We start from the raw sequence: 22,818 nt of genomic DNA, 5'->3' as shown, positions 1-22,818 counted from the left end.
CATGAAAAGAAAAGCAGCAGCAGCCGTTTTTGCACTTTGCTTTGCAGTCCCTTTGCTTGCGCTCATGGTGCAGAGCTTCGCTTCGGAATGGCCGTTTGGGGAGGTTTGGCCGACGGCCTGGACGCTCGACGGCTGGGGAGTACCATTTGGCGACCCGCTGCTTGCCGAGGCCTGGGGACAGACGATTCTTATTGCCCTCTGCGTGGCGGCTCTGAACCTTGTGATCGGCATTCCGGCAGCCAAAGCGCTTGTTGTCCGGGAGTTCAGGGGGAAAGAACTGATAGATGCCATGCTTTTAGTCCCCGTGCTTCTTCCGATTACCGCCCTTGCTGTCGGTCTGCACATTTTTGCTCTGCAAAGTGGTACCGCAAATACATGGTACGGGGTCGCTTTTTTTCATCTGCTTCCGACACTTCCATACACGATTCGCATCATTCGTGCCGGCTACGAGCGGATAGGAAGAAGTCAGTATGAACAATCGCGAAGCCTCGGTGGCGGGGCAGCCGCCAGGTTTTTGCTGATTGAGCTGCCCCAGATGACTGCTTCTGTGCGTACAGCTGTCTTTTTCGTCGTCGTAATTTCTGTCAGCCAATTTGCCCTGACTGTTATTATAGGAGGAGGAACGGTTACGACCATGGCGGTATTGTATTATCCGTATACAAACAGTGCGCCGCCGTCAGCAGTCAGTGCCTTTTCATTAATGACAGCCGCCCTTCCAGCGGCGGCTGCGCTTGCTGCTGACGGAGTACTCAGAATAAGTACGAAAATTTTAAAATCGTGGTAGGGGTAGGGAAATATGTCATATGTGTCAGTGCAGAACGGAAGCAAGGTCTATCAGGACAATCAGGTGCTCCGGAACATAAACCTCGAGCTTAAAGAGGGGGAAAATAGAAGCCTGGTCGGCAAATCCGGCACGGGAAAATCAACGCTTTTACGCTGTATTGCGGGTATTGATACGTTTTCAGGCGGTACGGTGATGATTGACGGGGCAAGTGTAAACGAAAGTCCCGCGGAGAAGCGTCCTGTCGTGTTAATGTTTCAGCAGCCGCTGCTTTTTCCGCATTTAACGATTCTGCAAAACGTTACGTACGGTTTGAAGATGAAACGAATACCTAGAAAAGAACGCACGAAAGCCGGCAGGCAGCTGCTCGAAAAAATGGAGATAGGGGAGCTCGGGGCACTGTATCCGTATCAATGCTCCGGAGGCCAGCAGCAGCGTGCAGCTCTTGCACGGGCGATAGCTGCAACACCGAAAGTATTACTGCTTGATGAGCCGTTTTCGAGTCTGGACGCCTCTTTACGTAAAACAATGCGCCACTGGGTGAAGGGAATACTGGAGCAGGAAAACATCACCTCAATGTTTGTTACGCATGACCGCGAGGAGGCATTCGATATGGGAGAGAGTGTCAGTGTGATGGCCGGCGGAGAAGTTATAGAAACAGGTAATAGAGACAAACTGATGAGTGCGCCGGAGCGACAAGAGACTGCTTCTCTGCTAGCAGATGGATGGTGGTTTCCGGAGAAAGGCTTTGTCCCGGCCGAAGCTTTGCGGGTCACAAAGGAGGCAGGAAAGGGTTATGTCGCAGCTGAAGCAGGACCTGTAAAAAAACAGTACGGCCTGTGGATTCAGACATTTTATGGAGTTGGGGGAGCCCAGTCCGTTACCCTTGCTGTGAATGAACCGTTTCAGGGAAAAACATTTATAACCTGGATTTAAAAAGGGGGCAGCGTATGAGTATTAAAAGCATTATAAAATATGTGGTTTTTTTGACAGCTGTCGTGACCATTGCCTGGCTGAACGCCGAAGTATTCCGGTTCTCGCCACAGGCAGTACGGGATGAAATTTTATTACTCGGCGTATGGGCTCCAGTTATTTACATAGCAGCCTGTATGCTCCGGCCGCTTATTTTATTTCCAGCTTCGATCATGTCGCTTGCCGGCGGTCTCGCCTTCGGTCCGGCTGCAGGCGTGATATACATTATGATTGGCGGGACCACCGGGGCCCTGCTAGCCTACGGACTCGGACGCCTTCTCGGGAAAGAATTGTTTCGGCCAAAAATTAAAGGGCGGATGGAAGTGTGGCGGAGGAAGCTCGAAGCGGAAGGCTTTCGGGGCACGCTTTTGATGAGGCTTCTGCCCGTCCTGAATTTTGACCTTGTCAGCTACGTATGCGGGCTGTCCCGGGTGCGCCTGTCCTCCTATACAGCAGCGACTGTTATTGGACTGCTGCCGGGGGCAGTCGGCTACAGCTTTTTGGGGTCGGGGCTGTTAACCGGGGAATGGAGATATATATTGAGCGCTGTCAGCGTTTTTGCCGCTCTTTTGATCGTGGTTGTCATTTTAAGGAAAAAAGGGTATGAAAATAATATAAATAACATAAATGGGGAACTGCAATGATTGATACACACGCCCGGAAATGGGCAGACCCGGTTATAGACAAAACAGCCGATTGGTTTCTGAACCGGAGTTGGACCGCCAACCAGGTAACGGTTCTGGCATTTGGGATCGGCGTGCTTACAGGGCCGCTCATTTATTTTGACGCTGCATGGGCAGCCTTTATCTGTCTTTGGATATCAGGGTTTTTAGACACCGTAGACGGGGCAATGGCGAGAAAAACCAGGCCTTCTGCGTTTGGGACGGTGCTTGATATTACGTTTGATCGTCTTGTGGAAGCGAGCGTTCTGCTTGGACTTGCCTTCCGGTATCCGGATTTAATGTGGCTGCTTCTTCTGTTAAGTGTCTCCATATTGTTTTCGATTACCGTGTTTTTAACAGTGGGAAATATGTCGGAACGAAGCGGGGTCAAATCGTTTTACTATCAGGCGGGGCTCGCTGAGCGGACCGAAGGATTTATTTTGTTTTCCCTAATGATGCTTTTTCCAGCTTTTTTATTGTATTCCACTGCTTTATTTTTATTTGTCGAAACATTTACCGGCCTGCAGAGGCTACTGGAAGCAAAACGATTATTAAAGGAGCAGGATGAGAATGCCGCAGATTGATTACGATTTAATAGTACTTGGGGGCGGGTCCGGCGGACTGACCGTCGCGTCGGGAGCAGCGCAGTTTGGCATGAAGACCGCTCTGGTCGATGACCGGGAAAATCTTGGAGGCGAATGCCTGCATGCCGGCTGCATACCTTCGAAAGCATTTGTGACTGTCGGACGGGAAATCCAGAACGCAAGAAGGGCAGCGGAAGAATTTGGTCTTCAGCTGGATGGGAATGCCAATTTTGAACAAGTGAAAAAAAGAGTGCGGGACGCTGTCGCTGAGGTGCAGGAGCTTGATGACATAAGCGAGTTCGAAGCGCTCGGGATTGATGTGTACATGCGGCGCGGTGAATTTATGGATTCCCATCATTTATATCTTGAAGATGGAAGTGTCATTGGAGGAAAAAGAATCGTCATTGCCACCGGCTCGAGTCCGAATGTGCCTCCAATTGAAAATCTGGAGCTTCTGCCTTACTACACGAATGAAACAATTTTCGAGGCTGAGAAGCTGCCGGAAAAGCTGGTGTGTGTCGGAAGCGGCCCGGTAGGTATGGAGCTTGCCCAAACGCTTGCACGAATCGGCTCTTCTGTGACGGCGGTAGATTCGGGGGATCGGATTTTCTCAAAAGAGGAAAAGGAAATTGCTGCACGGGCGCAGAAAGAATTAGAAAAGGAAATCCATTTTATTCCCAACAGCCGGGTGGTAAGACTCGAAGAAGAAAATGGGCGCGTTTATGCTGTCACAGAAGGAGCAGCCGAACAGAAAATTGAAGCGGATGCGCTTTTGCTTGCGGCAGGACGTGTGCCGAACACAAATAACATAGGATTAGAAAAAGCAGGTGTGAGGGTAAAGAAAGATAGGAGCATCGACGTCTCGAATACAATGCAGACGTCTGTGCCGCATATCTACGCTGTTGGTGACGCAAGCGGAGGATATATGTTTACACATGCGGCCGGTATGGAAGGGCAGACTGTGGTTTCCAACGCTGTTTTCGGGCTGCGCCGGAAAATTAATTATAATGCGCTTCCCTGGGCGTATTATACTGAGCCGGAAATTTTTCATCTGGGCGTCACTGAGGAAGAAGCGAAACAGCTTGAAGGCGTAGATGCCCGTATTTACCGCATCGAAGGTAAACAGGTGGACCGTTTTCTGGCTGAAGGGGACCCGGTTCCTTTAGTAAAAATTATTACCGACCAAAAAGGAAACATTATTGGGGCTCATGCTGTCGGACGCCATGCGGCTGACTGGATGCAGCAGGTCACTGCAGCAAAAACGTGGAAGAAGAAGCTGCGGTCATTTTCAAGTGTCGTGTATCCGTATCCGGCTCACGGGGACATCGTGAAAAAAGCAGCGGATGAATACTGGCGGGAGGCTTTGTTTAACAGCCCCATCAACAAGGTACTTAAAAAGTATGTAGCATGGTTTCGGTAATTGAAGAGACAGAGGAGGAAATATAGTGACTAAACGAGTAATATTCGTCGGAGCAGGCCACACCAATCTTTCCGTAATAAAAGAATGGAAGAAAAAGAAAAAAAACGTAGAGTGGATTCTTATTTCCCCGGGACAGTACCAGTATTATTCAGGTATGTATTCAGGCTATATGGAAGGACGCTACGCCATCGAAGATATTCGTGTTCCGCTTCGGTCGTTCTGTAATGAAAACGGCGGCACGTTTGTTTCAGCCAAGGTTACTTCCATTGATCCAGAGCAGAATATTGTTCTCACCAATGCAGGTAAAGTTATGCATTTTGACTATTTATCCGTAGATATTGGCGCCCAGCCGAAAGGTCTTGAAATTCCACATGTTCAAAAGCATGCGGAAATTTTAAAAGCCAATGAAAACTTCTCTGAAGCAATAGAGAGTGTCCGCACAAGTCATCATCCGGTTGTTGTCGGTGGTGGTTATGCTGGAATCGAGATGGCATTTACCGCGCAGGCATGGAGAAGTAAAAACAAGTTCCTATCTCCGGTGAAAATTATTTCCGGGAGTAAGCTTCTTCCGGAAGACACAGAGGAAACGCGTCAGAAGGTGTACGATCTTCTTGATAAAAGAGGGATTGAATACTTTGAAAATGAACAAGTGCACCGGGTGACAGATCGAACGGTGGAAACGGATTCGCTCTCCTTTCCGTATGAAGATCTACTGTGGATGACCGGCCCGAAAGCACCAGCCTGGTTTGAAGCCTCCCGACTGCCGGTCGATAGCGAAGGGTATCTGCTTGTAAACGAACACCTTCAGTCAGTAGCGTATCCGCAAATATTCGGAGTGGGCGACTGCGTTACCATCGCGGGACATGAAGACATTCCGAAAAACGGAATCTCAGCTGTCAAAGAAGCTCCTGTGCTTCTTGAAAACATCAAGCGTTCCCTGAAAGGCAAAAAGCTGACCAAGTATTCGCCACAAAAAAATTATATGGCAATTTTAAATCTTGGAAGTAAGCAGGGGCTGATGATTTACGGTGACAAAACCCGTGTAGGCAAAGCACCGTTTAAAATCAAGCACCGGATCGACAAAAAATTCATCAAAGAACTACAGCCATCAAGAAAAGCGTAAGAAGCCGGGTAGTGGCGCGGGATCTGGAAGCTCTTTTGCCAAGTGGTGCTTTCACTTGGAAAAAAGAGCTGAAGAGACCTGCCGCCACTGGCTTCTGGAGCTGGCCATCAAGAAAAGCGTAAAAATCCGGGTGAAGGCATGAAATAAAAATCCTTTGTATAACGTAAAAAAACGGACTGCCTCTTGATGGAAAGGCGGTCCGTTTTTGCTATCTTTTTACGTCGTTTGGCTGGAAACGAAATAAGAGTTTTCGTGGAAGGAAATATCGGGATATTTGTCTTTGGCCATGTTTAACTGGAACTCATTTTCAAATAGGGCAACTAGCCGGCCATTCCGGTCGAGAGCCAAGTTCTTTTGTTTTCTGGCAAAGGTGTTCATTGCCTCCGTTGGTCCGTCGACCCACCTGGCGACTGACAATGGAAGATTTTCCATTTTAATATGGGCGTTATATTCATTATTCAGCCGGTGCTCGAGTACTTCAAACTGAAGCACGCCGACAACGCCGACAATCTGCTGCTCCGGCACCCGCTGATACGTTTTAAACAGCTGGATGGCACCTTCTTCTGTTAACTGCTGCAGTCCTTTTTCAAATGATTTGTGCTTCATTGCATCTTTAACAGAAATGGCAGCAAAGTGTTCAGGAGAAAAGTGTGGCATTTCTTCAAAAGAAAATGTGCCTGATTCTGCAAGCGTGTCGCCGATTCGGAAGGTCCCCGGATCGTACAGGCCGATAATATCGCCGGCGTATGCCTCCTGGACAATACTGCGGTCCTTGGCAAGAAACTGCGTTGGCTGGTGAAGCTTCATGTTTTTGCCGATACGGACATGATTGACCTGCATACCTGGAGAATATTTGCCTGAAGTAATTCTCATAAAGGCGATCCGGTCTCGGTGTTTTGGATTCATGTTCGCCTGAATCTTGAAAATAAACCCGGAGAAATTGTCACTGAGCGGGGAAACAAATCCCTGATCGCTTTCCCTTCCGACAGGAGCCGGCGCCCATTCCATGAAATATTCCAGGAAATTCTGCACCCCAAAGTTCGAAACTGCGCTCCCGAAAAAGACGGGAGTGAGCTCGCCGCTTTTGATGCGTTCTTCATCATACGCATCCCCGGCTACATCGAGAAGTTCAATTTCCTCCTGAAAGGCAGCGAGGAGCTGTGGATCGATACGTTCCTTCAGCTTAGGATCGTCGGTGCCGTTTACGTAAACGACTTCCGTCTGGGACGGGGAATCCGGGTTAAACCATTCTACTTTTTTGGCATGGCGGTCGTAGATGCCGTGAAAGTCCTGGCCCATACCAATCGGCCAGTTGACCGGGTATGAACGGATACCTAAAATGTCTTCCATTTCTTCCATCAGCTCGAACGGGTCCCGCCCCTGGCGGTCCAGCTTATTAATAAATGTGAAGATAGGAATGCCTCTCATGCTGCAGACTTTGAAGAGCTTTTTGGTTTGTGCCTCGACCCCTTTGGCTGCGTCAATAAGCATGGTTGCCGAATCGGCCGCGGTCAGCGTACGGTACGTATCTTCACTGAAGTCTTCGTGGCCGGGAGTGTCGAGAATATTGATGCGGTGCCCTTGATAATTAAACTCCATTACAGAACTTGTGACAGAGATCCCGCGCTGCTTCTCAATTTCCATCCAGTCACTTGTAGCATGACGCTGGTTTTTCTTGCCTTTAACGCTTCCGGCTTCACGGATAGCGCCCCCAAAGTACAGAAGCTTTTCCGTTAAGGTCGTTTTCCCGGCGTCCGGGTGCGAAATAATGGCAAACGTCTTTCGGGATTCGATTTCGTTTTTCCATGTAGCCATTCGTTATATCCATCCTTCGTTTAAATTTGCTGATAATCTGCCCGCGTTCGTAAGCACTCTTCCTATCTTAATAGATAATCTTAGTTTTCGGCAACAACAAGGAGGGTAGAGTACCATAGTAATTATTTTGATAAGGAAGGTTTTAGATTTAATTAATGTAAAATATAGTACAATAGCCGCAAAAATTTGTAAAATTCCTTTGAAATGTTTATTTTCAAGAAATTAATGGTAAAATTTTAATATAACGTTATCATTTATATATTTAGTTATCTATCTTTTATAAGAGGTGAATGAGATGAGATTTAAAAGAACAGCAGTTGTCGGTGCTCTGTCAGCAACACTTATTTTCCCTTTAACTGCTTTGGGGCAGGATACATACACCGTAGAGTCAGGAGATACTTTATATACGATTGCTGAAGATCACGGTGTAAGCGTTGATGCACTTATGGAAGAAAACAGCAGCATTGAAAATCCTGATGTGATTAATGTAGGCCAGAGTATTGCTATTCCGGGAAGTGAAAGTGACTCTTCTTCAGAAAGCAGTTCCGCTGAAACTTCAGATGCAGTTTCTTCCCAGAGCGAGTCCGAATTTGAACAGGAAGTTGTTCGTCTGACGAATGAAGTTCGGGCAGAAAATGGACTTGCACCGGTGGAAGCGGACAGCTCCCTGCAAAGCGTAGCAGATGCGAAGTCCCAGGACATGATTGAGAATGATTATTTTGCCCATGAAAGTCCGACCTACGGCAGTCCTTTTGAAATGATGCAGGAATTCGGCGTAAGCTATGAGGGCGCCGGTGAAAACATTGCAGCCGGGCAGGATACGCCGCAGGACGTTGTTGATGCTTGGATGGATTCCCCGGGTCACCGTGATAACATCCTCAATCCGGACTTCACGCATATTGCGATCGGCTATGAAGAAGGCGGAGAATACGGTCAATACTGGACGCAGATGTTTTTGGAAAAATAAAGAATCAGGGAAAAGCGGCTGCTTGAAGGCAGGCGCTTTTTTGTGTTTAAATCACGAAAAAAGCAGGCTTTTCCTGCATGAAAAGTACCTGCTTTTTATTAAACCCAGGCCTCAGCCCAGTCCTGGATGGCATTAATGACCGGTTCGAGATCCTTACCCTTACTCGTCAGCTGATACTGGACGCGCACAGGCTTTTCCGGAAATACGCTGCGTTCGACAATCCCTTTTTCTTCAAGCTCTTTTAGCCGTTCGGTAATCAGCCGGTCGCTCATATCCGGAATCTCTCTTTTTATATCTTTGAAGCGGAGTGGTCCCTGAAGAAGCACAAGGATTAATAGGCCCGTCCATTTTTTGCCGAGCAGCTCCGCTGCAAATTCATATTTTGGGCAGATGGAAGTCTTCTGCATAATAGTTCACCTCTTTATGAACATAGTACCACAAAATCATTGTTTCGTAGAGGAGGGGCTGGGGTATAGCTTGAAGGGTGAGTTGACAGTACAAATGTTTTCATGTACTTTCGAAAAGTAAGTAACTTTATAAATATAAGTAATAGGAGTGTTTTTTAATGAGTAAAGTATTGGTACCGTTTTACAGTTCTTATGGACATATACATGAAATGGCAAAGGCAGTAGCGAAAGGCGCAGAAGAAACAGGTGCAGAAGTACGTGTCGTAAGAATTCCCGAATCGCAGATGGCTAAGGAAGGTATGTCTACGCAGGAAGCGTATGTAGAGGCGCAGAATAAACAGGCAGATATTCCTGAAGCTACAACAGACGATCTCGTATGGGCTGACGGCGTTGTTTGGGGTATCCCAACACGCTTTGGCAATATGCCGGCTCAGGTTAAGCAGTTTATGGACGCAGCTGGCGGCCTGTGGGCAAACGGTTCGCTTGAAGGCAAGGTAGCAGGAATCTTCACGAGCACAAACACAGCTCACGGCGGTCAGGAAACAACAATTATAACGTCGATCGTACCGCTGCTTCATTTTGGATTCATTTTTGTTGGTCTTCCATACGGGGAAAATCCGGAAATGACTGAACGTGACTTTGTCGGCGGAACGCCATACGGTGCCTCTACGCTTGCTGGTCCGGACGGTACCCGGATGCCAAGCGAGGGTGAATTGACAATGGGCGGCCGTTTAGGCGCCCGCGTTGCAAAAGTGGCAGAGAAATTGGGCAACTAATAGAAAGCAAAAAAAGCGTCCGCGTGTGCGGGCGCTTTTTTTATATACCTGGTGTTAGTTACTGCCATAAAGCTCCGAAGGATCCGTCGCTTCGATAGGCTGGTTGATTTCCCGGTGCCCGTAAAAGTCCGTGACAACTTCGCCGTCAATAAGAATCTGAGTCTGACCATATCCAAACTGGTCCATTAACACTGCCAGCTGTTCTACAAATGCGAGCTCGAGAGTGCTTCCGACTGTAGTGGCTTCGAGGACAGAAGGTTCAAAGGAAACAAAGGCAGTGTTGTCTTTAAATTCGACAAACTGTACTTCGGTTTCTACTGGAAGCGGACTAACGGCATCTTCTGTTTCAGGGCCGTCGAGCCATGCCTGCACAGCTTCAAACGGCAGATCATTTTCAGACGCTGCTTCAAGGCTGCGGGTTTCAGAAATTGTATTCATCAAATCGCTGTCGAGGTAGTAAACAGTTACTTCTTCTGTTACAGCCTCTTCTTCTTCAGAAGCTGAGGTGCTGTTAGCTTCTGTATCTGTAGTTTCAGCAGTCTCAGTAGATTCTTCGGAAGCTGCTTCTTCACTGTTGGCCGTTTCTTCAGAAGCACTTTCTTCTGCCTCATCATCCTCCGGTAAAGTATCTTCCGATGAAGCATCTTCGCTGGCAGTGTCTTCGGATTCCGTATTTCCTTCTTCATTTTCTGTGGCAGTATCTTCTGTAGAGGCGCTGTCTTCAGCGGAAGCGTCGTCTTCTGCTGCTTCATCAGTTTCGGAAGCCGTATCTTTATCTTTCTGTTCTTCATTCTTTGCACTGTCATTTTCTTCATTGTCTTCATTTTCTTCTCCGTTAGCTTCAACGGAGGCTGTTTCAGTTGCTTTTTCACTGTTTTCCGCGTTTTCGCTATTTTCGGTGCCGCAGGCGCTGAGAGTAATAACGGCTGTGGCGGCAACTGCTAAAAATGAGAATTTTTTCATGGAATCCCCCCAGGTCAAATATTAAATTTAGTTTACAATTAATACAATGTTGTTACATAATTATACCATGTTTCAAAATAAAGAAAGGTTCAAATCCCTCAAATGAACATAAACAGGACTTTACTAATGTTAAATCAGAGTGTGAAAGCGGTGGGGGGTTTTTCGGAAAAAACCGTGGAAATGCTATAATAATGCGAAGTATTTTGCTAATATCTTAGAAAGTATCAGCAGAAAAATTAAATGTTGAATATACATAAACAGAAAATGGATGGAAGCGTAATTTCTTTTCCGCCTTCCATTAATAAAATCAACGGTGTAACTAAAAAAGACAGGGAACGTCTACATTAAGGAAGTGTTCATCATGCATGATGAGTTTGAAAGGCTATATGAACAATATCATCACTCCCTTTTCCAATATTTATTTTATATGGTCCGAGATCGTGAAACAGCCGAGGAGCTGGTCCAGGAAGTTTACATTAAAGTGCTGCATTCCTTTGAAACGTTTGAAGGCAAAAGCAGTGAAAAAACCTGGCTTTATTCTATCGCCAGACATGTCGGCATAGACTGGATCCGCAAGCAAAACAGAAAGAAGCGGAAATGGCTGGGAGTACTCGGTCCTTTATCAAAAGAGGAAATGCGGGACCCGGCGCCTCTTCCAGATGAGATTCTCACTGCGAAAGACGATGTGCGTGAAATTTATGAATGCATGAAAGCGTGCTCCCCGGATCAGCGGCAGGTGCTTATGCTGCGTTATGTGGAATCGCTTTCGATCAAAGAAGCAGCTGAAGTGCTCGGATGGTCAGAGAGTAAGGTGAAAACGACACAGCACCGGGCCGTGAAAAAAATACAGGACTTGATGGAAAACAGGGAAAATTTAGAAGAAAGGAGGGCAGGAGAGTGAAGAAGCATAATCGTTCCATGGAACGGATTGAACATTCATTAAAGCAAATGCCCCGGGTGCAGGATAAACGATCCAAAGATGAAATTTTCCATAATATTCAGGATCGGCTGGACTCAAAGAAAAGACACCGCACACACCGGCGCTGGCCGGCTCCTGTTTTTACCTCGGCGGCAGTTCTCCTACTAGCGATACTTATCGTTCCAGGAATATGGTGGACTTCGAATCAGACGGCTTCCCCTTCTCAGGAAGAGAATGCTGAAGATGAGAATGAAGCCGGAGATTCAGAGTCAGCCGAACAGCAGGAAACGGAAAACACAGCTGAAAACGATACAGACAGTGCAGTGCCTGAAGAATCTGAGCCTGCAGAAAGCGGTACTGAAGAAGAAAGCCCGCCGACAATTCAGCAAGATACGGAAGAGAGCGGAGAAATGCCGGATGGGTATGTATCTGCGCTTACGAAAGAAAAAGGAAGCGGCAGTGTGAACGCTGTGACGATCCCTTTTGAAAGTGTACAGGGATCGGTCATTGTCCCTTTAACATTTGTGGCAGAAACGGGGCTGAAAGAGCTTTTGAATTTTATTACTGAAGAAGTGGACGGAAATGAATTTGGGCTCGGTCCTGCTATGACCGAAAAGGTCTCCTGGGAGAATGCAGAGAATGGCAGTATCGAAGCAGCAGTATCCTCCGAAATCACGGCTGTGGAAGCCGGCCGGATCGAGCAGGGCATTGAAGAGCTTGCCCGTTATTTAGGAGAAGCAGGTATAGAAGTATCAAATACACCTGATGAAAGCAGCGGAAATGAAGAAGAAATAGATGTTCAGGATATTGAAGAGAATCGCGGCTATTATTTATATGATGTAGATGACGCCTCTTATTTAGTGACTGGTGAAGGAGCGGGGATTTCTACTACGAATGAAAACGGAACTCTGCTTTCTTTAGAGGAAACGCTGGTGAAAATGAACGAAGGACCTGAAATTTCTGAAGTGAGAGCCCCGATCCCCGGGTCTCTTACTGTAGGGGATGTAGAAGGTGAAGGTGAATCAGTAACCATCAGCCTGGCTGGCTCTCTCGAAGACACGTCTGTGGAGGTTCAGCAGGCGATGATTGATGCGGTGGGACTGGCAGCAGCTGATTTTGGATATGAGTCCATAAAGTTTATCTCTGAGAACAATGACTCACTTGGAGAAGTGCCGCTCAATCAAAGATGGGAAGTTCCTGCAGCTCCCAATACGATTGAGTGGCGAGCGGGCTGATTGAAAATTTATTAGAGGGTGTAGGAAATTACCAATTATTTCATGTATAATGACAATGTACATTTTAAATACATTGGAGGCCGCTTAACTCATGGAGTATGATGCTAATATTAAAAATAGACTCCGCCGTGTCGAAGGGCAGGTGCGCGGTGTTCTTCGGATGATGGAAGAAGGACAGGACTGCCGGGATACTGTAGGACAGATGTCGGCTGCTCGTTCTGCGATGGACCGTGCGATCGGTGTAATTGTCAGTGAAAACCTGGAACAATGCATGCGTGAACAGATGGAACGTGGGGAAGATACCAGTGAATCTGTCCAGGAAGCTGTCAATCTGCTCGTAAAAAGCAGATAAACGAAAAAGAGGCCACTTCTGCGGGAAGGGCCTCTTTTCTATACTGGGAAAGCAGTTATTATATGGAGAGAATTATCCCGCGCCACTAAACGGCTTCTTCCGCTTTTCTTTTTACATTAGCGCGGCGATGACGAGCTGGATCACCCGGAGAAGCACGGCGCCGACAATGACGTAGGCGGCAATTAGAGCGATTCGTCTTCCTATTTTCTGGGCAGTCATCGCGCGTACTTTCCGGCGCGGCCTGCGAATGTCGGAAGAAGGTCCGAATCCCTGAGAGAAATAGAAGGGGACTGCGTTTTTTAAAAACAAAGGAATCAGCCCGAACCCGGCAACGAATCCAAATAAGTGCGCCCATATGTTGACGCCGGAATTCAGAAGGGTGAACACCATGCCTATCACAAGAAGAACGATAACTATCTGGGCGCTTGAAGGGTCAATAAGGTGCCGGCGGTTCATCATAATAAATACATAAGCGCCAAAAAGTCCGTAAATGGCGCCGGAAGCACCCAAATGTGATAAATAGAGCGAACCGAAAAATAGTGTGGCGATATTTCCAATAACTCCGGCTGTCAAATAGAAAACCAGAAATTTGAGCCGGCCGAGCATGAATTCAAGCGGCGGTCCGAACAGCAGCAGCGCAAAGGAGTTAAAAAGCACGTGCCCAAAAGACGTATGTAAAAACACTGGAGTAAGAAGGCGCCAGTAGTCTCCGCTCTGAATAGCGAAGTTGTTGCCAACCATCAAATAATAAATAACTTCCCCGAACGGAATCAGGCCGTTCGTTAATTCCGAAAGATTTACCCAGAAAAACAATAGCAGGTGGACCGCTAATATAATTGAGATTACGGGGTATCGTCTTATAAATGTAGAAAAAGTTTCGTGGCGGATAAACAAGTGGGTTAGTCCCCTTTCTGGTGACGGGTATACTAAAGTGTATAAGTATGTACGGTCAGTGTAGCATGAATAAATAGAGGAATACACGAAAAGCGTTGCGGGAAGGGAGAAAGTAATGATTAAAGGAATAGGCATTGATATCATTGAATTAGAGCGGATTGAACGCTCTTTGGAGCAGAAAAAATTTTTGCCGCGAATTTTAAATGAAGATGAATTACGGGCTTGCGGGCATTTTTCCGGCAAGCGGCTGATAGAATTCACAGCAGGAAGATTTGCTGCCAAGGAAGCGTTTGTAAAAGCAGCAGGCACCGGCATTTCTTCGCAGACGGGCTTTCACGATATTACAGTGAGTAATGGAGAACGGGGGGAGCCATTGCTCCGCTGCACGGGCTACGAGGCTTATACTATCCATGTTTCCATCAGTCACTCGCGAGACAGTGCGGTGGCCCAGGTTATTATTGAAGAAAGGGGCGGCGAATAGGATGCAGATCGTAACAAGTAAAGAAATGCAGCAGATCGATCAATACACCATCGAAACACTTGGAATGAAAGAAGAGCTGCTAATGGAGAATGCGGGACGGGCGGCGGCAGCTGCCATACATGATATGTATCCTGAAGCGCGTAAAGCGGTTATCTTTGCAGGGAAGGGAAACAACGGGGGCGACGGTTTCGTTATCGGCAGGACACTCTCCTCTCTTGGGTGGGATGTTTCTGTGTATCTGCTGGCGGAAGAGGATGCCCTTTCCGGAGGAGCGCTGTATCATAAAGACTTGTATCGTGCCTGCGGGCTTCCGCTGAAAGCAGGTACCGGCGTTCCTGACCCAGAACCGCCCGAGGAAGGTGTTATCTATATTGATGCAATGCTTGGAACCGGAATTCACAGAGAGCTGAAGGAGCCTTTTTATTCTGCCGGAAAGTGGCTTAACAGCATAACAGCACCGGTTGTAGCTGTGGATATTCCCACGGGAGTGCCGGCGAATGAGGAAGAACTTCCCGGTGTGGCAGTGAATGCAGACACTACAGTAATTCTTGAAGCTCCTACACTGAGCACGTACCTGTATCCGGCAAGGCACTATTACGGTGAAATTCGAATTGTACCGATCGGCGTACCTCAGGCTTCGTGGAGGGCATTGGATCAGAAAAGACAGACATGGGATCTGACCGACGCGGCCAAAAGCCTGCCAGAACGGACGCAGGAGTCGCACAAGGGCGATAACGGCAAAGGGCTGCTGATAGCAGGGGCCTATAATATGCCCGGCGCCCCGGCTATCGCTTCGAACGCCTGCCTGCATGCCGGCATTGGCCTTCTGACCACAAGCGTACCGGAGTCTGCATTGAGCGCTGTCGCCTCCCATGTGCTCGAAGCAACCTACTTTCCGCTGCCTGAAACGGAGGACGGTCAGGTCGCCGATTTACAGGAAACGCCGTTCCCGTGGGACGGAATGGACGGTGTTGCAGCCGGCTCCGGGCTTGGCCGGACAGAAAGTACGAGAGTATTAACGAAGCGGCTTTTGACAGAGACCCAAACGCCGCTCGTGCTCGATGCAGACGGACTGTATTTTCTGCCGGAGCTGGAGGCGGAAATGATAAACAGAGAACACCCGTTGATTTTGACCCCGCACCCCGGTGAAATGGGCCGTCTCACAGGTCTTTCGCCAAAGGAGGTCAATGCAGAGCGGTTTACGGTTTCACGCGAATATGCGCGTGAATTTGGCTGCTATCTTGTGCTGAAGGGGCCAAATACGATTATTACAACCCCTGAAGGCAGGCAGTATGTAAGTACCAGCGGCAGCAGTGCCCTTGCCAAGGGAGGATCCGGGGATGCACTAACCGGCATTGTACTCGCCATGATGCTTCAGGGTCCAACAGTGGAAGAGGGAGTTTGTAATGCAGTCTACACACACGGCCTGGCTGCAGAAATTGCGATAAATGAAGGAATATCGGATTATTCGTTTACTGCATCCAATTTGATCGATTATTTGCCGAAAGCTCTGGCTTTCATTCAGGCACAAAAGAAACGATAGAAAAGAGGAGTCATCATGGCGTTTTCCAGCGAATCCTACCGGGACACGTGGGTGGAGATCAATACAGAAAATATTAAATACAACATCCGTGAAGTGCGGAAGCTTCATACAGAAAACGTGGCCGTAATGGCCATAGTGAAAGCGGATGGCTACGGACACGGGGCGGCGGCAACTGCAAAGGCAGCAGCGGAGGCGGGAGCCTCCTATTTTGGGGTGGCGCTGCTTGAAGAAGCGCTTGAACTGCGGGAAGCCGGCATAAAACTGCCTATCCTCGTGCTTGGAAGAACGCGGCCGCAGGACGCCCCAGTGGCCGCCCGCCACGATATCCGGCTCACGGTCTTTCAGGAAGAATGGCTAAAGGAAGCCTCCCGGCATACAGCCGGAGAATCTCTTTTCATTCATATGAAAGTAGATACCGGCATGGGCCGTCTGGGATTGATAAATGACGAAGAAATCTCTTCCTTTCTGGCCGCGGTAAACCGGATTCCCTCTATAGAATTGGAAGGTATGTATACGCATTTCGCTACTGCTGATGAACTGGAGACTGCTTATTTTGAACAGCAGTATGCCCGTTTTTCCCGGGTCGTTGCCCTGGTACAGCAGCTGGGAAGCGCTCCCCGCCTGATTCACTGCGGTAACAGCGCAGCGGCTATGCGTTTTCCGGAGCGCTGCTTTAATATGGTCCGGTTCGGGATTTCAATGTATGGATTGACCCCCGCAGCAGATATTACCGGGCATCTTCCATTTACACTTAAGGAAGCATTCACGCTTCACAGCCGCCTGACTCAGGTGAAAGAAGTGCCGCCGGGCACGAGTATCAGCTACGGCGCAACATATACCTCCACGGGAAATGAATGGATAGGTACTGTGCCTATCGGTTATGCAGATGGCTGGCTGAGAGCGCACGCTGAAAATCAGGGGGAGGTATTGGCAGGAGGCTTTCGCGTACCTATTGTAGGGCGCATCTGCATGGATCAGATGATGGTTCGGCTGCCGCATGAATTTCCGGTGGACACGGAAGTGACACTGATTGGCAGCCAGAAAGAGGAAACGATCAGCGTCACGGAAGTAGCCGGCCGTCTTGGAACGATTACATATGAAGTTCCCTGTACCATCAGTAAACGCGTCCCCCGGGTATATACTCCCGAAAACAGGTTTGAACCCTGATTTTATGAAAAACGCGCTTTGCAAACAGCATATAGAAATGCTATTATGAATTAAGTAATGATTAAGGGATGGGAATCTAAAAGGGTCAACCTGGAGGTGTGTGGAGTGCATCAGAAAAGCACTAAGCAGATTAAGGTCAGCCTGCCTGACTATCTTCTTGACGAACTTGATGGAATGATTGAAGAGGGGCAGCAGAGCTCAAACCGCAACGAATTTATTCATCAAGCCACGGAGATGTATTTAAAAGAACGCCAACGTCTGGAGTTTCAAGAAGCGATGAAGCAAGGGTATGAAGAAATGAGCAGTATCAATTTAAATATTGCTGCTGAGTCATTTGAGGCAGAAACAGAAGTGGATCACTCTTTGAATCGCCGATTGCTTAGCGGAATCTGAAACACTCGAAATTATATTTCTTCTTTTAAAGAAACAGAGATGAATAAAAAAGCTGCTTGCCTGTCTATGAAAGGCGGGCAGCTTTTTTATTGTAATAAATTTTATTCAGGAATATATATGATTGCAGCCATAATTGTTTGCGCTAAAGTATTATACATGGAATAATACTAAATAGAGTATGATAGTGTACAGGTGTGCCATTAACAAACTATACGGTACAAAACAATACAAAGTATGCACCAGTCCGGGCATTAACATATAAAAATTATCCCCGCCCATAAAACGGAAATGGACAGACTAGATGGAGGAATTCACGATGCATTCATCTGTAGTGCAGGCCATCAATGACCATCAGGAACAGCTGGTTTCCAAATGGAAAGAAGAGATGGCCCGGGTTCAGGAAGAATATTTTAAAAACTCCCTTCCTGATGATTTAGTATTCACAAACAACGAAGAATTTATTGATGTGCTGTACAGCTCAGTCCGTTTAGAGCGGTCGGAAGCCAAAAGTAAAATCAAGAATTTTGCGGAACGGCTTATCCAGACCGACTGGCCGCTGAGCTATTTTACGCAGGGAATGCAGGTGTTCCGGCGCATCGTTACTGCCTACATTGTGCCATATATTAATAACGCAGACGAAGACAGCGTGCGCTTGATTGTAGAAGTGGAAGAATGGGTGGATGCGATCGTGAACCAGCTGGTTGATGATTATTCCGATTCGTGGATAAAAACACTCGAAATTCAGCAGATGGCTCTAAATGAACTTTCTGCTCCTCTTATTCCTGTCTTTGAAAAAGTCAGTGTCATGCCATTAATTGGAGCGATTGACACCGAGCGGGCAAAGCTTATTATGGAGAATTTGCTCGACGGGATTATTCAGCATCGTTCCCAGGTAGTTTTAATTGATATAACCGGCGTGCCGGTAGTAGATACGATGGTGGCAAACCATATTATTCAGGCCTCTAAAGCGGTGAGGCTGGTAGGGGCGGAGTGCATTCTGGTCGGTATCCGTCCGGAAATTGCCCAGACAATTGTAAATCTGGGCATTGATCTGAGCACCTTCCCGACGAAAAGCAGCCTGCGCAAGGGCATTGAATCAGCGCTTGAGCTGACGCAGCGCAAAATGGTTCAGATAGAGAATGGAGCAGAATGGAGGGCATAAATCGATGCGGATTCCAATCTTAAAACTAAGTCATTATTTATTAATTTCAGTGCAGGTAGATCTAGATGATCAAACAGCTCTTCAGTTTCAGGAAGACCTGCTGAGTAAAATTCACGAAGAAGGCTCTACAGGCGTAGTGATTGATTTAACCTCCGTGGATATGATTGATTCATTTATCGCCAAAGTGCTGGGCGACGTCGTGGAAATGTCCAATTTAATGGGAGCGAAAGTTGTTCTGACGGGCATCCAGCCGGCAGTGGCGATCACTCTGATAGATATGGGCATTATGCTTGAAGAAGTACCAACGGCACTAGATCTTGAGCAGGGACTTGAGAAACTTCAACAGGAATTGGAGGGGTAAGCATGAGTATCCAATCCAGTGTTGAAGTGCAGACCGAATGGGGAATTGTATCAGCCAGACAGGCCGGACGAAATTTAGCTAAGGAAATAGGGTTTGGCGGTGTGGATCAGGCGCGGATAACGACAGCCATTTCAGAGCTGGCAAGAAACATCTACCTGTATGCTGAAAAAGGGGAAATCGTTATCGAAGCGGTGGAAGAGACCAGGGGGACCCAGAAAAAGAAGGGCATAAAGATTACAGCCAAGGACCGCGGCCCTGGCATTAAGAACATAAGAGAAGTAATGGAAGACGGATATACTACTTCGGGTGGTTTAGGAGCCGGACTTCCAGGAGTGAGAAGACTAATGGATGATTTTGACGTTGACTCCGTAATGGAAGAGGGTACAACGATAACGGCAATCAAATGGCTCCGTTAAGGAGGAAAAACGTTGGCTGAGTCGAAGGAATTGTTACATGATCAGTACGCGAATATTTTACGGGCGTATTTAGAAGAGCAGAGCGAACAGGGGCTTTATTATGCCCAGCAGTTCAGTAAAAGAGTGCTTGAGGAGCAGATTTCCCCGGAAGAAGTGGTCAGTCTTCATTTAGAGGTGCTCGAGGAGTTCTTTCCGGATCTTCCTAAAGGAGCTCATGAATCATTTGAGCTTCTTCTCGAGGTAATGATGGGATACGGACTGGCGTACCGGGAACACCAGAGCCTTCGTGATAAAACAAAGGAACTCGAAGCAGAAATTAACGTGGCTGCTAATATGCAGCAGACGTTTCTTCCGGATGAAATTCCACACGTAAATGGTTTGGATGTGGGAGTTCTAAGTGTTCCCGCTTCGAAAATGAGCGGTGATTATTATCATTTCGTTAAAGACGACCACGACTGTGTCGGTCTTGCGATTGCTGATATTATCGGTAAAGGGATACCGGCCGCTTTATGTATGTCGATGATCAAGTATACGATGGACAGCTATCCGGAGCAGCGTCTGCAGCCCGGGGCTTTACTTGAAAATGTGAACCGTGTGGTGGAGCAGAATATTGCTTCGAACATGTTCATTACGATGATGTACGGCTCGTATGATTCACGCTCCCATCAATTTAACTATGCAGGAGCGGGGCACGAGCCCGGTTTCTACTATAAGGCAGCTGAAGATACGTTTGAAGAGCTTCATGCCAAAGGCATCGTTCTTGGCATTAAGCGGAACACTAACTATAAGGAATATCAACTCACGGTGGAGCCGGGAGATTTTGTTGTGCTCTTATCAGACGGCGTTACTGAATGCAGAACCGACGACGGCTTTATTGAGCGTGAAGCTATTACGCGACTCATCCGTACGTATCAGCATCTGCCTGCCCAGGAAATTGTAAATCACGTATTTTATGAACTGGAAAGAGCCCAGGGCTTTCAGCTTCGTGACGACTTTACATTGATTATACTGCGCAGAAATGTTTAATAAGGTTGTAATCTGGGAAAAATGAAAAGGATGCACAATTAAAAAATCGTGATTTATATATAGCAGCATGGTTATGAGGAGGTTTACTAAATGAATTTATCGACAGAAGTGGTAGAAAAATCGGATAAAAAGAAAATTTTGAAAGTAGCCGGGGAAGTGGATGCGTATACGGCTCCGGAACTGAAAGCGAACCTGAATCCGCTGACAGAAGAAGAAGGCGCAGAAGTGGTAGTGGACCTGACAGAGGTAAGCTATATTGACAGCACCGGCCTTGGTATATTTATTGGCGCTTTGAAGTCAGCTGAAAATCATGATGCTACGCTTCGTCTGACAGGTCTGAATGAGCGTGTGAAGCGTTTGTTTACCATTACCGGACTTGATGAAGTAATCACTATTGATGATGAAAATACAGAGGAGGCCAAATAATGGAACGCCAGTCAGATTATTTGGAAATGACCCTTCCGGCCAAGCCTCAATACGTAGGGATCGCCCGGCTGACAGTTTCAGGACTCGCAAACCGCCTCGGTTTTTCTTACGATGACATTGAGGACATTAAAATTGCGATAGCGGAAGCATGCACAAATGTGGTCAACCATGCGTACGAAGAAACCGGTAATATGCATTTGTCCTGTAATGTGTTCGAAGACCGGGTGGAAATGGTCGTGGCAGACACAGGTCAAAGCTTTGTCCTTGAAGAACTGGATCAAAACCTCGGCCCCGTAGACAGCAAAAAACCGATCGAGGAACTGAAAGAGGGGGGACTTGGACTGTTCCTCATAGACACATTGATGGATAAAGTAGAAATCAGCGGCGAAAACGGAGTGGCTATTTCTATGACAAAGTTTCTGCAAAGAGACGAGGTGGAAAATAATGTCGACGGAGTCTCAACCGAAACAAACGCGCAAGAACAAAAATAACGGCACGAGTGAAGAAGTTTATGAATGGATCCGCCAGTTCCAGGAAGACCCGACTGAAGAAATTCAGACTAAGCTTGTACAGCATTATGAACCGCTTGTGCAGTCTTTATCACGAAAATTTTCCCGGGGACAGGACCATGATGACGACCTTTATCAAGTAGGTATGATTGGGCTTCTGGCAGCGCTGCGCCGTTTTGATGATTCCTTTAACAGGAGCTTTGAATCGTTTGCAGTCCCAACAATTGTAGGGGAAATCAAGCGGTTTATCCGTGATAAAACGTGGAGCGTACACGTACCTCGCCGTATTAAGGAGCTTGGCCCGAGAATTAAAAAGGCCGTGGAAGAGCTGACAACCCGTCTGCAGCGTTCTCCGTATGTAGATGAGATTGCCGAGTACCTCGAGGTAAGTGAGGAAGAAGTGCTCGAAACCATGGAAATGGGCAAAAGCTATCAGGCTTTATCTGTGGACCGTTCCATAGAAGCAGACCAGGAAGGCAGTGCCGTGACGCTGTTGGATCTTGTTGGTGCCAATGAAGAAGGATATGAAAAAACAGATCAGCAGCTGCTGCTCCAAAAAGCTTTTGCGGTTTTAACGGACAGAGAAAAAGAGATCCTGAGATGTACGTATTTTGAAAACTTAAGCCAAAAAGAAACGGGAGAGCAGCTGGGTATTTCTCAGATGCACGTTTCAAGACTGCAGCGAAGGGCTCTGCAGAAGCTGCGTGAATCTATAAGAGTGGAGCCTTCGGAGTGCCTGTAATGAAGGAGTCCATCTCGAATACACAAGTGAATACCGCGGTCTTTCAAAAGACAAAGCCGGGCAACCGTGTGTGTGGAGACAGCTATCTCGTAATCGAAACAGAGGATTTTTTTCTTTGCTCTGTGACGGACGGGCTGGGGAGTGGCGAAGGTGCCAGGCAGTCCGCAGAGATAGCCATGAATATCATCCGGGCCCATAAACATGAATCTATCCCCATGCTTCTGGAGCGCTGTAACCGGGCGCTTGTTTCTGAACGGGGAGTAGTCCTTGCGGTCATTAAGGTCTGCTATCAGGAGCAGGAATTGACCTATGGAAGCATCGGTAATATTACCTGCTATATCAGTGCTGATAATGAAGAGATTTTTCGGCCGGTTCCAACAAAGGGCTATCTTTCAGGCAGGAAGTTTCAATACCGGCTCGAGTACGTTCCTTTCGATAAGGGCATCTCTTTTGTTCTTCACTCGGACGGCATGACTGTATCCTCTGAAGACCAACGCGCACTGCCGTATATGCGTTCGGTAGAGGAATATAAAAACAGACTTGCTGAAAAAGCTGAAAACGAAAATGATGATGTTACTTTAATGGTTGGCGCATTAGGTTAAACCTCTTTCATCACTGCCGGTGATGGGAGGGGTTTTTTGTATATCTTAGATTGTCAATTTAAGCGCAACACTTCTTCGTGAAACACTTCTTCCGTGGTTTTCCCATGCAAACAATTTCTG

The 22,818-nt window shown here is 47.3% G+C and carries 27 protein-coding genes; 23 read left to right on the top strand and 4 right to left on the bottom strand.

What is annotated here, in order from left to right; genetic code table 11:
- Position 1: 1 nt before the first annotated feature.
- From ACTRXI_RS05285 to ACTRXI_RS05260, 6 genes are read left to right on the top strand one after another with little or no spacing between them, the layout of a single operon-like run.
- Entirely contained in the window at positions 2 to 784 is a 783-nt protein-coding gene (locus tag ACTRXI_RS05285) for an ABC transporter permease (RefSeq protein ID WP_474261416.1), read from the top strand.
- A 12-nt stretch (positions 785 to 796) separates the two neighbouring features.
- Positions 797 to 1,717 carry an ABC transporter ATP-binding protein gene (locus tag ACTRXI_RS05280; RefSeq protein ID WP_474261415.1) on the top strand — a complete coding sequence of 307 codons (921 nt, stop codon included), beginning with the start codon at positions 797 to 799 and terminating at the stop codon, positions 1,715 to 1,717.
- A gap of 14 nt (positions 1,718 to 1,731) precedes the next feature.
- Positions 1,732 to 2,397: a TVP38/TMEM64 family protein gene (locus tag ACTRXI_RS05275; protein ID WP_474261414.1), complete on the top strand. Its 666-nt coding sequence runs from the start codon at positions 1,732 to 1,734 to the stop codon at positions 2,395 to 2,397.
- Positions 2,394 to 2,999: a CDP-alcohol phosphatidyltransferase family protein gene (locus tag ACTRXI_RS05270; protein ID WP_474261413.1), complete on the top strand. Its 606-nt coding sequence runs from the start codon at positions 2,394 to 2,396 to the stop codon at positions 2,997 to 2,999. The genes ACTRXI_RS05275 and ACTRXI_RS05270 overlap by 4 nt, the downstream gene beginning before the upstream one ends.
- A complete protein-coding gene (locus ACTRXI_RS05265) occupies positions 2,986 to 4,419 on the top strand; it encodes a dihydrolipoyl dehydrogenase family protein (RefSeq protein WP_474261412.1) in 1,434 nt (477 codons plus the stop codon). Before ACTRXI_RS05270 ends, ACTRXI_RS05265 begins: the two co-directional genes overlap by 14 nt.
- A 25-nt stretch (positions 4,420 to 4,444) precedes the next feature.
- Positions 4,445 to 5,542 (top strand): NAD(P)/FAD-dependent oxidoreductase, encoded by a 1,098-nt coding sequence (locus ACTRXI_RS05260; protein ID WP_474261411.1) that lies wholly within the window; start codon positions 4,445 to 4,447, stop codon positions 5,540 to 5,542.
- 216 nt (positions 5,543 to 5,758) lie between these two features.
- On the opposite strand, the gene ACTRXI_RS05255 is transcribed toward ACTRXI_RS05260, so the two are convergent.
- Positions 5,759 to 7,357, bottom strand: a complete 1,599-nt coding sequence (locus ACTRXI_RS05255) for a peptide chain release factor 3 (protein ID WP_474261410.1) — start codon at positions 7,355 to 7,357, stop codon at positions 5,759 to 5,761.
- A gap of 295 nt (positions 7,358 to 7,652) precedes the next feature.
- Here ACTRXI_RS05255 and ACTRXI_RS05250 point away from each other — a divergent pair, with 295 nt between their 5' ends.
- On the top strand, positions 7,653 to 8,324 hold the full coding sequence (locus tag ACTRXI_RS05250; RefSeq protein WP_474261409.1) for a CAP domain-containing protein: 672 nt from the start codon (positions 7,653 to 7,655) through the stop codon (positions 8,322 to 8,324).
- Positions 8,325 to 8,422: 98 nt separating this feature from the next.
- Here the strand turns inward: ACTRXI_RS05250 and ACTRXI_RS05245 are convergent, their stop codons facing one another.
- Entirely contained in the window at positions 8,423 to 8,731 is a 309-nt protein-coding gene (locus ACTRXI_RS05245; RefSeq protein ID WP_474261408.1) for a winged helix-turn-helix transcriptional regulator, read from the bottom strand.
- A gap of 158 nt (positions 8,732 to 8,889) precedes the next feature.
- Here ACTRXI_RS05245 and wrbA point away from each other — a divergent pair, with 158 nt between their 5' ends.
- Positions 8,890 to 9,507: an NAD(P)H:quinone oxidoreductase gene (wrbA, locus tag ACTRXI_RS05240; protein WP_474261407.1), complete on the top strand. Its 618-nt coding sequence runs from the start codon at positions 8,890 to 8,892 to the stop codon at positions 9,505 to 9,507.
- Positions 9,508 to 9,561: 54 nt separating this feature from the next.
- Here wrbA and ACTRXI_RS05235 read toward each other — a convergent pair whose 3' ends face one another.
- Positions 9,562 to 10,470, bottom strand: a complete 909-nt coding sequence (locus tag ACTRXI_RS05235) for a hypothetical protein (RefSeq protein ID WP_474261406.1) — start codon at positions 10,468 to 10,470, stop codon at positions 9,562 to 9,564.
- 361 nt (positions 10,471 to 10,831) lie between these two features.
- Here ACTRXI_RS05235 and ACTRXI_RS05230 point away from each other — a divergent pair, with 361 nt between their 5' ends.
- The 3 genes from ACTRXI_RS05230 (at position 10,832) to ACTRXI_RS05220 (ending at position 12,976) form a co-directional block, all read left to right on the top strand.
- Positions 10,832 to 11,371, top strand: a complete 540-nt coding sequence (locus ACTRXI_RS05230) for an RNA polymerase sigma factor SigX (RefSeq protein WP_474261405.1) — start codon at positions 10,832 to 10,834, stop codon at positions 11,369 to 11,371.
- Positions 11,368 to 12,624: a hypothetical protein gene (locus ACTRXI_RS05225; RefSeq protein ID WP_474261404.1), complete on the top strand. Its 1,257-nt coding sequence runs from the start codon at positions 11,368 to 11,370 to the stop codon at positions 12,622 to 12,624. The genes ACTRXI_RS05230 and ACTRXI_RS05225 overlap by 4 nt, the downstream gene beginning before the upstream one ends.
- Positions 12,625 to 12,715: 91 nt before the next feature.
- Positions 12,716 to 12,976: a metal-sensitive transcriptional regulator gene (locus ACTRXI_RS05220; protein ID WP_462867255.1), complete on the top strand. Its 261-nt coding sequence runs from the start codon at positions 12,716 to 12,718 to the stop codon at positions 12,974 to 12,976.
- A 111-nt stretch (positions 12,977 to 13,087) separates the two neighbouring features.
- Here the strand turns inward: ACTRXI_RS05220 and ACTRXI_RS05215 are convergent, their stop codons facing one another.
- Positions 13,088 to 13,789 (bottom strand): rhomboid family intramembrane serine protease, encoded by a 702-nt coding sequence (locus tag ACTRXI_RS05215; protein WP_474261403.1) that lies wholly within the window; start codon positions 13,787 to 13,789, stop codon positions 13,088 to 13,090.
- 196 nt (positions 13,790 to 13,985) lie between these two features.
- On the opposite strand from ACTRXI_RS05215, the gene acpS reads away from it, so the two are divergent.
- The 12 genes from acpS (at position 13,986) to ACTRXI_RS05155 (ending at position 22,698) form a co-directional block, all read left to right on the top strand.
- On the top strand, positions 13,986 to 14,351 hold the full coding sequence (acpS, locus tag ACTRXI_RS05210) for a holo-ACP synthase (protein WP_462867249.1): 366 nt from the start codon (positions 13,986 to 13,988) through the stop codon (positions 14,349 to 14,351).
- 1 nt (position 14,352) lies between these two features.
- The gene (locus ACTRXI_RS05205) at positions 14,353 to 15,894 is read left to right on the top strand and encodes an NAD(P)H-hydrate dehydratase (protein WP_474261402.1); all 1,542 of its coding nucleotides are present in this window, start codon (positions 14,353 to 14,355) and stop codon (positions 15,892 to 15,894) included.
- Positions 15,895 to 15,909: 15 nt separating this feature from the next.
- On the top strand, positions 15,910 to 17,061 hold the full coding sequence (gene alr / locus ACTRXI_RS05200; RefSeq protein ID WP_474261401.1) for an alanine racemase: 1,152 nt from the start codon (positions 15,910 to 15,912) through the stop codon (positions 17,059 to 17,061).
- Positions 17,062 to 17,166: 105 nt separating this feature from the next.
- Positions 17,167 to 17,454, top strand: coding sequence for a CopG family ribbon-helix-helix protein (locus ACTRXI_RS05195; RefSeq protein ID WP_322527004.1), 288 nt, complete (start codon positions 17,167 to 17,169; stop codon positions 17,452 to 17,454).
- A 316-nt stretch (positions 17,455 to 17,770) separates the two neighbouring features.
- Positions 17,771 to 18,616 carry an STAS domain-containing protein gene (locus ACTRXI_RS05190; protein ID WP_474261400.1) on the top strand — a complete coding sequence of 282 codons (846 nt, stop codon included), beginning with the start codon at positions 17,771 to 17,773 and terminating at the stop codon, positions 18,614 to 18,616.
- Between the two features lie 4 nt (positions 18,617 to 18,620).
- Positions 18,621 to 18,977: an STAS domain-containing protein gene (locus ACTRXI_RS05185; protein ID WP_022792604.1), complete on the top strand. Its 357-nt coding sequence runs from the start codon at positions 18,621 to 18,623 to the stop codon at positions 18,975 to 18,977.
- Between the two features lie 2 nt (positions 18,978 to 18,979).
- On the top strand, positions 18,980 to 19,393 hold the full coding sequence (locus ACTRXI_RS05180) for an anti-sigma regulatory factor (protein ID WP_022792605.1): 414 nt from the start codon (positions 18,980 to 18,982) through the stop codon (positions 19,391 to 19,393).
- Positions 19,394 to 19,405: 12 nt separating this feature from the next.
- A complete protein-coding gene (locus ACTRXI_RS05175; RefSeq protein ID WP_319632359.1) occupies positions 19,406 to 20,419 on the top strand; it encodes a PP2C family protein-serine/threonine phosphatase in 1,014 nt (337 codons plus the stop codon).
- Between the two features lie 90 nt (positions 20,420 to 20,509).
- The gene (locus ACTRXI_RS05170; RefSeq protein WP_322527002.1) at positions 20,510 to 20,845 is read left to right on the top strand and encodes an STAS domain-containing protein; all 336 of its coding nucleotides are present in this window, start codon (positions 20,510 to 20,512) and stop codon (positions 20,843 to 20,845) included.
- Positions 20,845 to 21,336: an anti-sigma B factor RsbW gene (gene rsbW / locus ACTRXI_RS05165; protein ID WP_474261399.1), complete on the top strand. Its 492-nt coding sequence runs from the start codon at positions 20,845 to 20,847 to the stop codon at positions 21,334 to 21,336. Before ACTRXI_RS05170 ends, rsbW begins: the two co-directional genes overlap by 1 nt.
- Positions 21,290 to 22,096: an RNA polymerase sigma factor SigB gene (gene sigB / locus ACTRXI_RS05160; protein ID WP_022792609.1), complete on the top strand. Its 807-nt coding sequence runs from the start codon at positions 21,290 to 21,292 to the stop codon at positions 22,094 to 22,096. The genes rsbW and sigB overlap by 47 nt, the downstream gene beginning before the upstream one ends.
- Entirely contained in the window at positions 22,096 to 22,698 is a 603-nt protein-coding gene (locus tag ACTRXI_RS05155; RefSeq protein WP_474261398.1) for a PP2C family serine/threonine-protein phosphatase, read from the top strand. The genes sigB and ACTRXI_RS05155 overlap by 1 nt, the downstream gene beginning before the upstream one ends.
- Positions 22,699 to 22,818 lie beyond the last annotated feature (120 nt).

This window comes from Marinococcus sp. LNHM4E3-1 (assembly GCF_056034405.1).
This window is presented reverse-complemented; position numbering and strand designations above follow the sequence as displayed.

What these genes read in the sequence shown, in the direction of transcription:
- ACTRXI_RS05285 (WP_474261416.1), top strand. Translation starts at nt 2, where the DNA reads ATGAAAAGAAAAGCAGCAGCAGCCGTTTTTGCACTTTGCTTTGCAGTC.
- ACTRXI_RS05280 (WP_474261415.1), top strand. Translation starts at nt 797, where the DNA reads ATGTCATATGTGTCAGTGCAGAACGGAAGCAAGGTCTATCAGGACAAT.
- ACTRXI_RS05275 (WP_474261414.1), top strand. Translation starts at nt 1,732, where the DNA reads ATGAGTATTAAAAGCATTATAAAATATGTGGTTTTTTTGACAGCTGTC.
- ACTRXI_RS05270 (WP_474261413.1), top strand. Translation starts at nt 2,394, where the DNA reads ATGATTGATACACACGCCCGGAAATGGGCAGACCCGGTTATAGACAAA.
- ACTRXI_RS05265 (WP_474261412.1), top strand. Translation starts at nt 2,986, where the DNA reads ATGCCGCAGATTGATTACGATTTAATAGTACTTGGGGGCGGGTCCGGC.
- ACTRXI_RS05255 (WP_474261410.1), bottom strand. Translation starts at nt 7,357, where the DNA reads ATGGCTACATGGAAAAACGAAATCGAATCCCGAAAGACGTTTGCCATT.
- ACTRXI_RS05250 (WP_474261409.1), top strand. Translation starts at nt 7,653, where the DNA reads ATGAGATTTAAAAGAACAGCAGTTGTCGGTGCTCTGTCAGCAACACTT.
- ACTRXI_RS05245 (WP_474261408.1), bottom strand. Translation starts at nt 8,731, where the DNA reads ATGCAGAAGACTTCCATCTGCCCAAAATATGAATTTGCAGCGGAGCTG.
- wrbA (WP_474261407.1), top strand. Translation starts at nt 8,890, where the DNA reads ATGAGTAAAGTATTGGTACCGTTTTACAGTTCTTATGGACATATACAT.
- ACTRXI_RS05235 (WP_474261406.1), bottom strand. Translation starts at nt 10,470, where the DNA reads ATGAAAAAATTCTCATTTTTAGCAGTTGCCGCCACAGCCGTTATTACT.
- ACTRXI_RS05230 (WP_474261405.1), top strand. Translation starts at nt 10,832, where the DNA reads ATGCATGATGAGTTTGAAAGGCTATATGAACAATATCATCACTCCCTT.
- ACTRXI_RS05220 (WP_462867255.1), top strand. Translation starts at nt 12,716, where the DNA reads ATGGAGTATGATGCTAATATTAAAAATAGACTCCGCCGTGTCGAAGGG.
- acpS (WP_462867249.1), top strand. Translation starts at nt 13,986, where the DNA reads ATGATTAAAGGAATAGGCATTGATATCATTGAATTAGAGCGGATTGAA.
- ACTRXI_RS05205 (WP_474261402.1), top strand. Translation starts at nt 14,353, where the DNA reads ATGCAGATCGTAACAAGTAAAGAAATGCAGCAGATCGATCAATACACC.
- alr (WP_474261401.1), top strand. Translation starts at nt 15,910, where the DNA reads ATGGCGTTTTCCAGCGAATCCTACCGGGACACGTGGGTGGAGATCAAT.
- ACTRXI_RS05190 (WP_474261400.1), top strand. Translation starts at nt 17,771, where the DNA reads ATGCATTCATCTGTAGTGCAGGCCATCAATGACCATCAGGAACAGCTG.
- ACTRXI_RS05185 (WP_022792604.1), top strand. Translation starts at nt 18,621, where the DNA reads ATGCGGATTCCAATCTTAAAACTAAGTCATTATTTATTAATTTCAGTG.
- ACTRXI_RS05180 (WP_022792605.1), top strand. Translation starts at nt 18,980, where the DNA reads ATGAGTATCCAATCCAGTGTTGAAGTGCAGACCGAATGGGGAATTGTA.
- ACTRXI_RS05170 (WP_322527002.1), top strand. Translation starts at nt 20,510, where the DNA reads ATGAATTTATCGACAGAAGTGGTAGAAAAATCGGATAAAAAGAAAATT.
- rsbW (WP_474261399.1), top strand. Translation starts at nt 20,845, where the DNA reads ATGGAACGCCAGTCAGATTATTTGGAAATGACCCTTCCGGCCAAGCCT.
- sigB (WP_022792609.1), top strand. Translation starts at nt 21,290, where the DNA reads ATGTCGACGGAGTCTCAACCGAAACAAACGCGCAAGAACAAAAATAAC.
- ACTRXI_RS05155 (WP_474261398.1), top strand. Translation starts at nt 22,096, where the DNA reads ATGAAGGAGTCCATCTCGAATACACAAGTGAATACCGCGGTCTTTCAA.